Genomic DNA, 14,061 nt, shown 5'->3' with positions numbered 1-14,061 from the left:
TTCCGTCGACCTGGAAAAACGATGCCTTGGATTCAAGGACCAGGGGCAGGATATGCGCAAAATCCGCTCGAATGAAAGCGGTTTTCGCAGTGGCGAAGACGCGGCCGCTTTTCTTCAGCGGAGTGCAACAGTTGTTGCGGTGCACACTACCGTTTGACTCCTAACTTATTAGCCGCGACAAATGCGGACAAGGTCAGTCCGTTGTGCGGGCTGCGCATTTTGCATATCGCCTTTGTTAGGGAGAAGCCTTCATGTCGACAACTGAAGCCATCGTCGTCGCCAGCGCCGCTCGGACCCCGGTTGGTTCCTTCAACGGAGCTTTTGCCACTGTGCCAGCGCACGAACTGGGCGCCACTGCCATCAAGGAAGCGCTTTCGCGCGCTGGCGTGGCAGCGGAGGAGGTGAATGAAGTCATTCTGGGGCAGGTTCTCACCGCGGGGCAGGGGCAAAATCCGGCGCGACAGGCGTCGATCGCCGCTGGCCTGCCGAAGGAGACAACGGCCTGGGTGCTCAATCAGGTCTGTGGTTCGGGCTTGCGCACCATCGCCATCGGCATGCAGCAGATTGCAACCGGCGATGCCGACATCATCGTGGCCGGCGGGCAGGAATCCATGACGCTCTCGCCGCATTGCGCATATCTGCGTGCCGGTGTGAAGATGGGTGATTATGCCATGATCGACACGATGATCCGCGACGGCCTTTGGGACGCCTTCAACGGCTATCATATGGGCATCACGGCGGAGAATGTGGCGCGGCAGTTTCAGATCACGCGTGAGGAGCAGGACGCCTTCGCGCTGGCGTCGCAGAATAAGGCGGAGGCCGCTCAGAAGGCCGGGCGCTTCAAGGACGAGATCGTGCCGGTGACCGTGAGGAGCCGCAAGGGTGAAACCATCGTCTCCGAAGATGAATACATCCGCCATGGCGCAACGCTCGAGGGGATGCAGAAGCTGCGCCCGGCCTTCGACAAGGAGGGCACCGTGACGGCAGCCAATGCATCCGGCATCAATGACGGTGCTGCCGCGGTGGTTCTCATGCGCGAAAGTGAGGCGGAGCGCCGTGGTTTGACGCCGCTCGTACGCATTGCCTCCTGGGCGACGGCAGGTGTCGATCCCGCGATCATGGGTACGGGGCCGATCCCTGCCTCGCGTCGTGCACTGGAAAAGGCTGGCTGGAAGGCGGAAGATCTCGACCTGGTCGAAGCCAATGAAGCATTTGCCGCACAAGCCTGTGCCGTCAACAAGGATATGGGTTGGAACCCGGAGATCGTGAACGTGAATGGCGGTGCGATCGCCATTGGTCATCCGATCGGGGCTTCGGGCACCCGCGTCTTCAATACGCTTGCTTTCGAGATGCGGCGTCGTGGCGCCAAAAAGGGTCTCGCAACGCTGTGTATTGGCGGCGGAATGGGCGTCGCCATGTGCGTGGAAGCGCTGTAGATTGTTTGCCGGCGCGCGGTGGTAGACGCCGCGCGCCAGCCGGCTTATCGCTCAGGCACAACGGGGCGAAGGCGGAGGGGACAGTTCATTTTCAGGGAGGCGACCTGCATGAAGACGGCACTTGTTACCGGTGGGACCCGTGGCATCGGTGCGGCAATAGCAACAGCTCTTAAGGAAGCAGGCTATCAGGTCGCGGTAAATTATGCGGGCAATGACGAGGCGGCAGCGCGGTTTGCCAAGGAAACCGGTATTGCCGCCTACAAATGGTCGATTGCCGATTACGATGCGTGTGCCGAAGGTGTGGGGAAGATCGAGGCCGACCTCGGCCCGGTCGACGTTCTGGTCAACAATGCTGGAATCACACGCGATGTGATGTTTCACAAGATGACGGTGGAAGACTGGCGCGAGGTTGTCGATGTCAATCTCAACGGCGTCTTCAACATGACGCATCAGGTTTTTGCCGGCATGCGTTCACGCAGGTTCGGCCGGATCGTCAATATCTCTTCCATTAACGGCCAGAAGGGCCAGATGGGACAGGCCAATTATTCGGCGGCAAAAGCAGGCGAAATCGGTTTCACCAAAGCGCTGGCCCAGGAGGGCGCCCGGTTCAACGTGACGGTAAACGCGATTTGCCCGGGTTATATCGCCACCGACATGGTGATGGCCGTCCCAGAAACCGCGCGCGAGAAAATCATTGCTCAGATCCCGGTGGGGCGGTTGGGCGAGGCCTCAGAGATCGCGAGGTCTGTCATGTTTCTGGTGTCGGACGACGCCGGTTTCGTGACCGGGTCGACATTGACCGTCAATGGTGGACAGTACTTCGTCTGAAGAAAGAACTGCCGTGATGTGCGCCTGATTCCCCGGGCGTTGAGAGAAAAGCGCGCGCCGTGTTTCGCCTGCTTCTGTGCCGAATTGAAACAATTTGTTTAACGCGGCGTTCATCCTGTCGTTTCCTGTCTGTGGATAAGCTGTTCCTTATCTGTCGAAAGGTGGTGGAAAACACCAGATGTAGGGGTGAACATATCAAGAACATTCCGATATCACTGATTCGTCGCCGATTCGTTCCGGGTTTGGTCGAAGTGTTAACTCGATACTCTTTGATGTGCCGGGGGACCGTTAACGGTTCTGCAAATTTTCCTAACAAAATCTTATGTTTGTTCGGAGGGGAGAAGTACGCTCTTCGGCTTGCCGTTCAAAAGTTAACGCTCACCGCAGATTTCCCACCAGTTGTATGACGCACCGATTCAGCATCTAGGTGACGTCGCTTTGCATGGCACAGTATGTGGGGGTGAACAAAGCAGGAAACGTTGGAAGTCAGTGATTCGTCGCTGATTCGTTCCAGTCTCGTTCCAAACCTTAACAGGACTATCGATTCCGCGACCGTTTTGGCAGCCTTTGTCGGCGGAGTGTCAGTCTTGCCTTGGAATGCGGAGGCAAAGCGTGCTAACCCGTGTGCTCGCCTTTTTTCGCTGAGGTAGACGGCTTTCCGGGCCCTATGAATTTCCAGAATCAGAACGCCAGTCCCCGGTCACTATCGGGGCGCAACGTCACAGCCATCCTCGGCCCCACCAATACGGGCAAGACGCATCTCGCCATTGAGCGGATGGTGGCGCATTCGAGCGGCATCATCGGCCTCCCACTGCGCCTTTTGGCGCGCGAGGTTTATACGCGCGTGGTTGCTAAGGTGGGCGAACAGCATGTGGCCCTGATCACCGGTGAGGAAAAAATCTCGCCGCCCGGAGCGCGCTTCTCCGTTTGTACGGTGGAGGCGATGCCACGCGAGGCGGATGTGGCCTTCGTTGCCATTGATGAAGTGCAGCTTGCCGCCGATCTCGAGCGTGGGCATATCTTTACCGACCGTATTTTGCACCTGCGTGGACGCGAGGAGACGCTGCTGCTTGGTGCCGGTACAATGCGCGGCATTCTGGAAAAGCTTCTGCCGGGCCTTTCCGTCATCACCAGGCCGCGAATGTCGGTCCTCACCTATTCCGGCTCACGCAAGATCACCCGGTTGCCTCGCCGCTCGGCGATTGTAGCGTTTTCCTCTGACGAGGTTTACGCGATTGGCGAATTGATCCGCCGCCAACGTGGCGGTGTCGCCGTGGTGCTTGGCGCATTGAGCCCGCGCACCAGGAACGCTCAGGTGGCGCTCTATCAATCCGGCGATGTCGATTATCTCGTGGCGACGGATGCAATCGGCATGGGGCTCAATCTCGATGTCGATCACGTTGCCTTTGCGCAGAACCGCAAGTTCGATGGATTCCAGTATCGCGATCTCAATCCGGCAGAGCTGGGCCAGATCGCCGGACGTGCAGGCCGTCATTTGCGGGACGGCACGTTTGGTGTGACAGGCCAGGTGGATCCGCTTGCCGATGAACTCGTCCATCGCATTGAGGCGCATGAATTTGATCCGGTCAGGGTGCTGCAATGGCGCACCGCAGCGTTTGACTTTTCCAGCCTCGACACGCTGAAAGCATCTCTTGATACGCCTCCTCCGGTTGAGGGGCTCACCCGCGCACTGCCTGCTGCGGATGCAAAAGTGCTCGAATTCCTGTCGCGCGATGAAGATATTCGCAAGTTGGCGGAGGGGCGCGAACGTGTCGGGCTACTGTGGGAAGCCTGCGTGCTGCCCGATTACCGGCGCATCGCACCGGCCCAGCACGCGGAAATTGTTGGTGCAGTCTTTTCTGATCTGGCGCGAATGGGCCATGTCGATGAAGACTATATGGCTGAACAGGTCAAACGCGCCTCGTCCACCGAGGGGGACATCGACACTTTATCACAGCGGATCGCCCAGATCCGCACATGGACATTTGTCTCGCATCGACCCGGATGGTTGGCCGACGCGACACACTGGCAAGAGAAAACACGAGAGATTGAGGACAGTTTGTCCGATGCGTTGCATGAGCGATTGACGAAACGCTTTGTGGACCGCAGGACTTCCGTGCTCATGAAGCGCCTGAGAGAGAATGCAATGCCGGAAGCAGAAATCAGTCCCGTTGGCGAAGTCCTTGTCGAGGGGCACCATGTTGGTGAGATGCTAGGGTTCCGCTTTACTGCCGACCGTTCAGCGGAAGGCGAAGACGCCCGGGCCGTCAAGGCAGCGGCGCAGAAAGCGCTCGCGGCCGAGTTTGAAACCCGCGCGGAGCGTTTTGCTTCCTCGGGTAATGGAGATTTGGCGCTGGACTCCGATGGCCTGCTACGCTGGCTGGGGCAGCCTATTGCCACCCTTGTGGCCGGTGAGGATGCGCTGAAGCCGCGCATCGTTCTGCTGGCCGACGAGCAGTTGACCGGACCCGCGCGCGACAAGGTTGCCGCCCGTGCCGAGCGCTTTGTGACCTACCAGGTTGAATCGCTCTTGAAGCCATTGGTTGATCTGCGCGATACGGAAAGTCTGTCGGGGATGGCGCGTGGGATCGCCTTCCAGCTTGCCGAGAATTTTGGTGTTCTTAACCGCCGCACCGTGGCCGAAGATGTGCGCGCTCTGGATCAGGATGCACGTGCTTCGCTCCGCCGTTTGGGTGTGCGCTTCGGCGCGTACCACATCTTTGTCCCGGCGCTGATCAAGCCGGCGCCGGCGGGTCTGCTGTCGCTTCTCTGGGCGCTGAAGAACGATGCCAAGGACAAGCCGGGCTATGGCGATGTGGTGAATGCGCTTGCCGCGGGGCGGACGTCCATTGTCACCGATCCGGCATTTGAGAAAGCGTTTTACGGTCTTGCCGGTTATCGCAATCTTGGACGCCGTGCGGTGCGTGTCGATATTCTTGAGCGTCTTGCAGACCTCATTCGTCCCGCGCTGTCGTGGAAGCCGGGATCGGGCGCGCGGCCGGAAGGTGGTTATGACGGCGCTGCCTTTGTGGTCACGCCGGCAATGATGTCCATTCTTGGTGCGACCGCTGATGATATGGAAGCAATCCTCAAGGGGCTGGGCTATCGTGGAGAGCCAAAGTCAGCCGAAGAGGTGGCCGCACATCTGAGGGCGCTGGACGAGGCGGCTGTGGAAAAGGATGCCGCTCAGAAGGTTGAGGATGCCGAGCCCGCCGAGGCTGTGGCCGAGAGTGCGGAAACTGCCACGCAAGCCGAAGTGGTTGCCGCCCAGCCAAAGGGCGGAGCAGAGGGGGAGGCTGTCGTAGCGGCCACGTCTGCAGAAACCGCGGCAGCTGCTATTGAGCACCACGCGGATGAAAAGCCTGAGGCGGCGGCTGAAGTCCTCGATCCCGAGGCTCAGGCCGAAAAGGCAGTCAGCGAAGAGGAGGAGCCCAAGCTGGTTCTTATCTGGCGGCAAGCTCGTTTTGACGGGCGCAAGCGTCATGGCGCGGGCAAGGCAAATCAGCGTCAGCAGGGGCGAGGGCGTCAGGAGCGCGACGGCGCCCAAAAGCGCGGCAAGCCTGCGCGTAAGGACGGTGACAAGCAGAACTTCAAGCGCAAGGGCGCTCAGCTCCGTCAACGCGAGGAGCGGCCGGCACGGGTCGATCCGGATTCGCCCTTTGCCAAGCTAGCTGCACTGAAAGATCAGTTGAAAAAGTAGCCCATGCAATGAGCGGGACGGTTTTAGAACGGCAGCGCATTGATAAGTGGCTGTTCTTTGCACGAGTGGTAAAATCACGTTCACTCGCCGCCAAACTCGCTCAGGCCGGAAGAGTGCGCGTGAACCGCAACAAGATTGAGCAGGCCGCCTACCAGATCAAGGTGGGCGACGTGCTCACCATTTCTCTCGACCGGCGTGTCCTCGTGTACCGTGTTCTCGCGCCTGGAGCGCGGCGCGGCCCCGCTGAAGAGGCGCGTACACTCTACGAGGACATGACGCCACCTGCACTGCCGAAGGAGATCGTGGCGGCGACGATGACACCAAAGCGCGATTTGGGGGCCGGGCGCCCGACCAAAAAGGAACGTCGCGCTCTGGATCGGTGGCGCGACGATGGATGAAGCCGAAGTCAGGTCTCGAACGGTAGGAATGGGATTTCGCCTGCGACGATTGCAGCGCAATAACGGGCCTTGCAACCGCCCTTCAAAGGCGATACCTCACCACTCGACATTCCAAGAAGCTGTCAGCCGAGAGCACCTATGACCTATATCGTCACCGACAATTGCATCAAGTGCAAGTACATGGACTGTATAGAGGTTTGTCCGGTAGATTGTTTCTATGAGGGTGAAAACATGCTCGTCATCCACCCGGATGAGTGCATCGATTGTGGTGTCTGTGAACCGGAATGCCCGGCAGAGGCGATCAAGCCAGACACTGAGCCGGGCCTGGATAGCTGGCTTCAGCTCAATTCCGAATATGCCGAAAAATGGCCCAACATTACTGCCAAGAAAGAGCCTCCGGCAGACGCCAAGGAATTTGACGGTGTCGAGAACAAGCTGGAGCAGTACTTTTCGCCGGAGCCTGGCGAAGGGGATTGAGCGCGGTTTTCGTCCGCGGGGCATAATGCTGAAAGACGGGGCGTTCGCGCAGGATTCTGCCGCGACATCTTCGCACATGCGTCAAATTCTTGATTCTATCGGCTTTTTGTGGTAGCTTCGTAAAATCATGCCGGTGACAACACGTCTTTTGATGGCGCACACAGACTAATCACTGAAAGGTGGGGCTCAAAATCCGGACCGGGGCTATCTGGGTCAGGGTGTATTGGTTTGCGTGGCGGGCCTTCGGTGCAGGGCTGTCACCCTTTCCCAGAGCTCGAAATCTTTCATGCGTCCAAAAAAAGCCGGCAGGCGTATGGGCACAGGGTATCGTCGAGGCGAGGCGGTTCCGGCATGCCCCACTAGAACAGGAGTGTTAGGCGGATGACCACCCAGCAGAAGAAATCGGCGCAGCGTCAGGGCTTCAAAACTGGCGAATATATCGTGTATCCGGCGCATGGTGTCGGGCAGATCGTTACGATCGAAGAGCAGGAAGTCGCCGGTCACAAGCTGGAATTGTTCGTCATCGATTTTCAGAAAGACAAGATGCGCCTCAAGGTGCCGGTTGCCAAGGCAACGTCTATTGGCATGCGCAAGCTTGCGGAGACCGACTATGTCGACCGTGCGCTCAAAGTTGTTCAGGGCCGTGCTCGCGTCAAGCGCACCATGTGGTCGCGCCGCGCGCAGGAATATGATGCAAAGATCAATTCGGGCGATCTGATCTCCATTTCGGAAGTCGTGCGTGATCTTTACCGTGCCGACAATCAGCCGGAGCAGTCCTATTCAGAACGTCAGCTTTATGAAGCTGCACTCGACCGCATGGCGCGCGAGATCGCGGCCGTCAACCGCATGTCGGAGACGGAAGCCGTGCGCCTGATCGAGACAAACCTCAACAAGGGCCCGCGCCGTGGCGCGAAGGCTGACAATGAGGAAGCTGAGAAGGATGAGGCGGCATAAACGCGCTCTCTAACGGATTATAAAAAAACCCGGCTTTTCAGCCGGGTTTTTTGTTGTTCGGAGTCCTGCCGGCTCCCTGCTGGAACTTTTTCTGTTTCCGACTCGTTACTTTAAGTGATGTCTGGTGGCCGGGCTCTGCGGAACCTCGTTTTACGGTGGTTCTTCAGGAGGCTCTTTCAAAGTCTGCGAGACGTCCGCAATTGGCGTGGCCGTGAATGTTTGAACGGGGCGTCAACGACGCTTTGAACGTTTTAACGGCACATGCGCGAAGCTGATGCGCATGGGCTTGGTGGCTCGCATTCCTTTAGTGGGAGGTCGCGGGCGGTAACGCGGGAGTGCATGATGCAAGACCGGGCTGAACGCAAACTGATCCAAAATGCGATGAAAGCGCCATATCTGGCGTTGGAAGAAGAACAAGATCTGGCGAAGCGCTGGTCGAAAAAGCAAGATCAACAGGCACTTCATCAACTGACCGTATCACACATGCGGCTTGTCATCGCCATGGCGGCCCGTTTCCGAAATTTCGGTCTTCCAATGGCTGACCTCATACAGGAAGGCCATATCGGGTTGCTGGAGGCTGCGGCTCGATTTGATCCCGAGCGCGGCGTGCGTTTTTCAACATATGCGACATGGTGGATACGAGCTTCAATGCAGGACTACGTCTTGCGCAACTGGTCGATCGTTCGCGGTGGAACGAGTTCCGCCCAGAAGGCGCTTTTCTTCAAATTTCGCCGCCTGAAGGCAAAGCTGCAGAAGAGTATGGGGACCTCTGGCGAAATACATGAAGAGGCGGCCAAGCTTCTCGGTGTCTCGCCGGCTGATGTGGCGATGATGGATGCAAGGCTGTCCGGGCCTGACCTCTCACTAAATGCGCCGATGCGCGACGAAGGAGAGGCTTCTGCAGAGCGGATGGAATTCATACCTTCTGATGACGATCCAGTGGATGAAACCGTAGAACACATGATAGATGGCGAGCGCCGGGCAGTCTGGCTCTCCAAGGCTCTCGACATTCTGGATCGGCGCGAACTTCAGATCATACGTGAGCGTCGTCTGTCAGACGAAGGAGCAACACTCGAGGCGCTCGGCACCGCGCTGGGGATTTCGAAGGAACGGGTACGCCAGATCGAAAGCAGGGCGATCGAAAAGTTGCGCAGCGTGCTTGTGCGCGAGCATCCTGCACTTCTTGGCGGAGCAGCCTGAGCCTATGCAGCGCCCTTGGGTGCGTGAAGTGCTATTGATCAGTGACGATTTTCACCCTGGTGCCCGCTGCAGGTGACGCACCGGGACCAAGAGCGTTCAGCAGCCGGAAAAGCTCCACTTTCCGATCCACCCCACGCATGCGCGCGGCCAGGGAAGCCAGCGTCTCGCCAGGTTGAACAGTGACCACGCGGATCCGCAGAGGTGTGAGTGCTGCACGCTCCGCCTGATTTAGTACACGGAAGCTTTGACCGACTGAATTTGCAACCCTCTCGAGGTCTCCGCTCGTTGCGGGCGCGGCGGTCAGCAGGCGATAAACCTGCCCGCCCGAGCGGATCACCGTGACATCAAACTGCCATCCATCGGCGCTCGCGCGACCATTGGCAGCCGGATAGCCGTTGATGGTCAGAGTTCGGATTGTTTCAGGCTCCAAACCGGCCACCCATCCACTCGTCAGGTAATCTGTCAGGGATGTACCCTGCGGAACGGTGGCGCCATCAAAACGGACCGCAATGTCTTCAGGTCCGACGGCGGTAACAGCCTTTGCCGAGTTGTCGATGATGAACCCCTGCGGTACACGGAAGGCGACGCCCAGCCCCGGATGAAGAAAGTCGCGTCCGCGGACGAAACCCTCTTCCGGAGAATCGCCATAGATCATGCCATCAATGCCGGCAAGGAAGGCTTCGCGATCCCTCGTCCCTGCCGCGTTGGGTTGCTGCAGTTCGCGGGCATGGCGCTGCGCGAGCTCGATACGGCGCGGCGCATTTGGGTGACTTGCCAGAAAGTCGAGGCTGGCATCGGTCGCGCCGCTGATGCTGCGAAAGCCTTGATAAGCATCCATCGCCTGGAGAAAGCGTGCCGCCGCGAAGGCGTCAAACCCAGCATGGGCGGTTGTCTGGATACCGATGCGATCAGCTTCAAGTTCCTGATTGCGGGAGAACTGGGCAAGTCGCAGTTTGCCGCGCACCAGCGCGGCCTGAGCCGCCTGATCGCGTCCGCCGACCACTTCATTCACCACTTTTGAAGCGAATTTTTCTTCCGCTTCGAGTTTCTGTCGCTCAATGCCATGATTGGCTGTGACATGTGCCATTTCATGCGCCAGGACAGCAGCAAGCTCCGCCGAATCGTTGGCAAGCGCTAAAAGCCCGCGTGTGACATAAAGATAGCCGCCGGGGAGGGCAAAAGCGTTCACGTTCGGTGAATTGAGTATCGTGATCCGATAGGCGGCGCCAGTGTTTTGTTCGTCCAACGTCAGCGAGCCGACGACCTTGGCCACCATTCGCTCGAGCTTCGCGTCGGAATATTCGCCGCCATAGGTCTGCAGGATGCGCGGGTGCTGTTGGCGGGCCAGCCGAGCCAGCCGATCACCGCGTGTCACCGTGTCCACGGTGACCGGGTTGGAGGACGGCATGAAACTGCCCGTATCGGTCGGGATCATCTGGCAGCCGGACAGGAGCGCGGTGAGCGTCAGGGCCAGGACAGTTTTGCGCGACGATGACCGCGCGGGCGGCAGGAAATTCATGGTAGCGGGCGCTCGATTGGACAAGTGAATGTCCTTCCGGTTGATCTTGTCCAAAGCATGACCAGCCTCAACCAGCCAGCCGCGCTTTTGGTTCCCTCAGCATTGCATCATGTCCCATCGAGGGCATCGTCTAGCGCATAAGCTGCAAAAGGGGAATCCATTTCTTGGAGCTTAGTTGATTTCGCGGCGCGCGCCTATATAGCGGTTGAAGGCGTCCGATGCCTCGCCGGAGATAAACGCATCGGTTGTGCCCGTGGCGGAAATCTGGCCTTCTTCCACGAAGACCATCGATTTACAAAGCCGCTCTGCATCGCGTGGATCATGCGTCGCCATCAGGATGGTCATTCCTTGCGCGGCGTGCAGGTCGGCGATGAGTTCGAGCATTTCATCACGCAGGGCCGGTCCGAGCGAAGCGAAGGGTTCGTCCATCAGAAGGACGGGGCGTCTGCGGATTAACACGCGGGCAAGTGCCACACGCTGGCGCTCTCCACCTGAGAGCGCTTGGGGCAACCGGTCTTCCTTGCCGGCAAGGCCGGTTCTGGCGAGGGCATCCGAGATCGCTGTCCGGTCTTCATCGGACAATCTCAGGGAAGCCGAGCGGCCTAGCCCCACATTCTGGGCGACGGTGAGATGCGCGAAGAGATTGTTTTCCTGAAACACCATGGAAACAGGCCTGCGATGAGGATTGAGTCGGGAAACATCTTCGCCATTTATGAGAACACGGCCCGCGGTGGGTTTCTCGAAGCCGGCTATAAGACTGAGCAGCGTTGATTTGCCCGAACCGCTTGGGCCCATCACGGCGACAATATCGGATGGCGCGATTGTCGCCTCGAACGCCATCGGCCTCCCCCCCGGATAAGCGAATTGCAGCGCTTCCAGAGCGATTTTGGCACCATGTCCAGCGGCGGTCTTGATCATGTCTTCTCCCTGCCGAGACGATCGGCGATGAACATCAATGCCAGACAGAGAAGCCCCAGGAAAAGAGCGAGGCCGGCGGCATCTGCCGTGCGGTAGCTGCCCATGCGCTGCAGCAGGAGATAGGGCAGCGTCTGCACCTGATCGGAGCCGAACAGGGCGATGACGCCGAGATCGCCCAGAGATAGGGCGGCAGCGAAGGCGAGTGCGGTGGCGGCGGGGCGTTTGAGCGCCGGCCAGTCGACAAGGCGTAGCCTGCTCCACCCGGTAATGCCAAGTGAGAGACACAGTCTTTCATGGCGGGCACTGGCGGCATCATAAGCCGGACGAATGGCACGGATGGCGAAGGGCATGGCCATCACCGCATTGACCGTGACGACCATGACCGGCGCGAAGGCGAAGACATTGCCCACGTGGCGCAGGAGAATAAACCAGCCCGCGCCGATGACCAGCGGCGGAACGATGAGCACCATGGCAGCACCGCTGTCGGTTGCGCGTTCCAGCAGGGTCGCGGGCAGGGCGCCGCGTTTCATTTCCAGCGCGCGCCGGGCGGCGACCAGTGCCAGTGACAGGATGAGGCACAGGAGGGCCGACAGGCTCGCGAAAACAAGGCTGGTGGCCGTGGCCGCAAAGACCGCGCTTTCGGTGGCAAGGCGTCCGAGATCGGCTTTCAGGCCAGCGACCACGGTTGCCGCCATCGGCCCTGCAACGAAGAAGAGGGCGACAAGGATGAGGGCTGCGTTAAAACCGGTCTCTGCGGGCGTATGCCAGACGATCCGTCGGGGTGCGACGGGGAGGTTTGCGTCGCCGCTGAAGGATGCGCCGAGGCGGCTCATTGCCAACACGATGCTGCCCGCCAAGGCCACCTGAATGAGGGTGAGCACCAGTGCACGGGCAGGGTCGAAGTCGAAGCGCAAGGCCTGATAAATCGCTACTTCGAGGGTGGTCGCGCGCGGGCCCCCTCCGAGTAGCAAGACGATGGTGAAGGACGTGACGCACAGCATGAAAACGAGCCCGGCAATGCCGGGCAGGGCAGCGCGCATGGCCGGCCATTCGAGAAACCGGAACGAGGCGCGCGCACCCATGCCAAGCTGGGCTGCAAGACGCCACTGGTCTGCCGGCACGCTTTCAAGCGCGTTCAGGAAGAGCCGCGTTGCGAGCGGCAGGTTGAAGAAGACATGGGCGACCAGAATGCCCGAAAGGCCATAGATGCCAGGCCAGTGCTCGTTGAAGGCGACCGACAGGAATGGCGCGAAGAAGCCCGCGCGGCCATAGAGCGCGAGCACGCCAAGGGCAGCGACAATGGCTGGCAGCGCAAGCGGCACGGCGAACAGGCGCAGGATGAAGGCACGTCCCGGAAAGGCCGGATGCCGCGCCAGCGCACGCGCCAGAAGGATCGAAGGGAGCACGGAGAGCAGCGTGGAAAGCAGGGCCTGCCAGAGCGTGAAACGGGCAATGCGCAGAAGCCATGCATCGAACGCATCCAGCACGCCAGAACCCTGGCGTGCCGCTTCCAATGCGAGGCCGATAAAGGCTCCGCTGACAAGCAGGCCGACGGCCGCTAGCGCGACGCGCCCTGCGGTTATGCGTCTGTCCATGGCTGGCACCGGGGTGTGCTTAGCGGCTCATCACCGAAAGCCACTCATCGACCCATGTCTTCCGGTTCTTTGCCACCTCTTCAGGCGGGAACTCGAGCGTTTTGGTCGGTTTGACGAGTTCGTCGAAAACCGGATTCAACTTGCCGGAGGTTTCTCCGGCCGGGAACATCCAGTTGGTTTCGGGAATGGCGTCCTGAAAGCCGGGACCAATCATGAAGGCGAGGAATTTCTGCGCCAGCGGGTTTTTTGCGCCCGCAACCGTCTGTGCCGCCACTTCCACCTGCAGATAGTGGCCTTCCGCGAAGCTGGCTGCCTTGTAGCGCTCGGTGTCTTCGGCGATGCGGTGATAGGCGGGCGAGGTGGTGTAGGAGAGCACCATGGGAACCTCACCGCTGGTGAACAGTCCATAGGCCTCGCTCCAGCCGGGTGTCACCGTCAGCACCTTGTCCTGCAGCCGGCTCCAGGCGGTGGCCGCCTCGTCGCCATAGACGGCCTTGACCCAGAGCAGAAGACCTAGGCCCGGCGTGGAGGTGCGTGGATCCTGGATGGCGATCTTCAGATCACCCTCGGCCTCCACCAGTTCCTTCAGGCTTGCCGGTGGTGTCTCGATGGCTTCGGTGTCGTAGACAAAGGCGAAATAGCCATAATCGAAGGGAACGAAAATGTCGTTCTCAAAGCCGCCGGGCACCTCTAGCTTGGCCGTATCAATACCGTGGGGGGCGAAGAGGCCGGTTTCCCGCGCCTCGTGGAGAAGATTATTGTCGAGGCCGAGCACGATGTCGGCTTTCGTGGAGCTGCCCTCAAGCCGGACACGGTTGAGCAGTGCCACGCCATCGGCGACCGAAACGAATTCCACGTCGCAGCCGCATTCTGCCTCAAACGCCTTCTCCACCTGTGGGCCTGGGCCCCAGTCGGATGTGAAGCTCTCATAGGTGTACACGGTGAGCTTTTCCTGGGCGAATGCCTGGCCGGAAAGGACCAGCGCGCCGAGCGCCAGCGTGGAAAGCAGGGTGGTGGTGCGCATCTGCGCCTCCTC

The 14,061-nt window shown here is 59.7% G+C and carries 11 protein-coding genes; 7 read left to right on the top strand and 4 right to left on the bottom strand.

The genetic code is table 11. The features are described from left to right. The first annotated feature begins 251 nt into the window (after nucleotides 1-251). The 7 genes from KW403_RS05805 to KW403_RS05775 all read left to right on the top strand — a co-directional run bounded on the left by KW403_RS05805 (nucleotide 252) and on the right by KW403_RS05775 (nucleotide 8,993). Entirely contained in the window at nucleotides 252-1,436 is a 1,185-nt protein-coding gene (locus KW403_RS05805; RefSeq protein ID WP_223021787.1) for an acetyl-CoA C-acetyltransferase, read from the top strand. Nucleotides 1,437-1,544: 108 nt separating this feature from the next. After that, a complete protein-coding gene (phbB, locus tag KW403_RS05800) occupies nucleotides 1,545-2,264 on the top strand; it encodes an acetoacetyl-CoA reductase (RefSeq protein WP_223021786.1) in 720 nt (239 codons plus the stop codon). 667 nt (nucleotides 2,265-2,931) lie between these two features. Then, a complete protein-coding gene (locus KW403_RS05795) occupies nucleotides 2,932-5,964 on the top strand; it encodes a helicase-related protein (RefSeq protein ID WP_223021785.1) in 3,033 nt (1,010 codons plus the stop codon). An 8-nt stretch (nucleotides 5,965-5,972) separates the two neighbouring features. After that, nucleotides 5,973-6,362 (top strand): RNA-binding S4 domain-containing protein, encoded by a 390-nt coding sequence (locus tag KW403_RS05790; protein WP_223021784.1) that lies wholly within the window; start codon nucleotides 5,973-5,975, stop codon nucleotides 6,360-6,362. Between the two features lie 138 nt (nucleotides 6,363-6,500). Then, complete coding sequence (gene fdxA, locus KW403_RS05785; RefSeq protein ID WP_007007554.1) at nucleotides 6,501-6,839, top strand: ferredoxin FdxA; 339 nt, start codon at nucleotides 6,501-6,503, stop codon at nucleotides 6,837-6,839. A gap of 381 nt (nucleotides 6,840-7,220) precedes the next feature. After that, nucleotides 7,221-7,793: a CarD family transcriptional regulator gene (locus KW403_RS05780; RefSeq protein WP_223021783.1), complete on the top strand. Its 573-nt coding sequence runs from the start codon at nucleotides 7,221-7,223 to the stop codon at nucleotides 7,791-7,793. Between the two features lie 342 nt (nucleotides 7,794-8,135). Next, on the top strand, nucleotides 8,136-8,993 hold the full coding sequence (locus KW403_RS05775) for an RNA polymerase factor sigma-32 (RefSeq protein ID WP_223021782.1): 858 nt from the start codon (nucleotides 8,136-8,138) through the stop codon (nucleotides 8,991-8,993). Between the two features lie 31 nt (nucleotides 8,994-9,024). Here KW403_RS05775 and KW403_RS05770 read toward each other — a convergent pair whose 3' ends face one another. From KW403_RS05770 to thiB, 4 genes are all read right to left on the bottom strand, one after another. Continuing rightward, nucleotides 9,025-10,512 carry a M48 family metalloprotease gene (locus tag KW403_RS05770; RefSeq protein WP_223022456.1) on the bottom strand — a complete coding sequence of 496 codons (1,488 nt, stop codon included), beginning with the start codon at nucleotides 10,510-10,512 and terminating at the stop codon, nucleotides 9,025-9,027. Between the two features lie 171 nt (nucleotides 10,513-10,683). Continuing rightward, entirely contained in the window at nucleotides 10,684-11,430 is a 747-nt protein-coding gene (gene thiQ / locus KW403_RS05765) for a thiamine ABC transporter ATP-binding protein (protein ID WP_223021781.1), read from the bottom strand. Continuing rightward, nucleotides 11,427-13,025, bottom strand: coding sequence for a thiamine/thiamine pyrophosphate ABC transporter permease (thiP, locus tag KW403_RS05760; RefSeq protein WP_223021780.1), 1,599 nt, complete (start codon nucleotides 13,023-13,025; stop codon nucleotides 11,427-11,429). The genes thiQ and thiP overlap by 4 nt, the downstream gene beginning before the upstream one ends. 19 nt (nucleotides 13,026-13,044) lie before the next feature. Continuing rightward, entirely contained in the window at nucleotides 13,045-14,049 is a 1,005-nt protein-coding gene (gene thiB / locus KW403_RS05755; protein ID WP_223021779.1) for a thiamine ABC transporter substrate binding subunit, read from the bottom strand. Nucleotides 14,050-14,061 lie beyond the last annotated feature (12 nt).

The sequence above is a fragment of the Nitratireductor kimnyeongensis genome, from assembly GCF_019891395.1.
In the GTDB taxonomy this organism is placed as follows: Bacteria; Pseudomonadota; Alphaproteobacteria; order Rhizobiales; family Rhizobiaceae; genus Nitratireductor; species Nitratireductor kimnyeongensis.
Note: the sequence above shows the minus strand (reverse complement) of the source record. Positions and strands in the feature narration are given on the sequence as shown.

What these genes read in the sequence shown, in the direction of transcription:
- KW403_RS05805 (WP_223021787.1), top strand. Translation starts at nt 252, where the DNA reads ATGTCGACAACTGAAGCCATCGTCGTCGCCAGCGCCGCTCGGACCCCG.
- phbB (WP_223021786.1), top strand. Translation starts at nt 1,545, where the DNA reads ATGAAGACGGCACTTGTTACCGGTGGGACCCGTGGCATCGGTGCGGCA.
- KW403_RS05795 (WP_223021785.1), top strand. Translation starts at nt 2,932, where the DNA reads ATGAATTTCCAGAATCAGAACGCCAGTCCCCGGTCACTATCGGGGCGC.
- KW403_RS05790 (WP_223021784.1), top strand. Translation starts at nt 5,973, where the DNA reads ATGAGCGGGACGGTTTTAGAACGGCAGCGCATTGATAAGTGGCTGTTC.
- fdxA (WP_007007554.1), top strand. Translation starts at nt 6,501, where the DNA reads ATGACCTATATCGTCACCGACAATTGCATCAAGTGCAAGTACATGGAC.
- KW403_RS05780 (WP_223021783.1), top strand. Translation starts at nt 7,221, where the DNA reads ATGACCACCCAGCAGAAGAAATCGGCGCAGCGTCAGGGCTTCAAAACT.
- KW403_RS05775 (WP_223021782.1), top strand. Translation starts at nt 8,136, where the DNA reads ATGCAAGACCGGGCTGAACGCAAACTGATCCAAAATGCGATGAAAGCG.
- KW403_RS05770 (WP_223022456.1), bottom strand. Translation starts at nt 10,512, where the DNA reads ATGAATTTCCTGCCGCCCGCGCGGTCATCGTCGCGCAAAACTGTCCTG.
- thiQ (WP_223021781.1), bottom strand. Translation starts at nt 11,430, where the DNA reads ATGATCAAGACCGCCGCTGGACATGGTGCCAAAATCGCTCTGGAAGCG.
- thiP (WP_223021780.1), bottom strand. Translation starts at nt 13,025, where the DNA reads ATGGACAGACGCATAACCGCAGGGCGCGTCGCGCTAGCGGCCGTCGGC.
- thiB (WP_223021779.1), bottom strand. Translation starts at nt 14,049, where the DNA reads ATGCGCACCACCACCCTGCTTTCCACGCTGGCGCTCGGCGCGCTGGTC.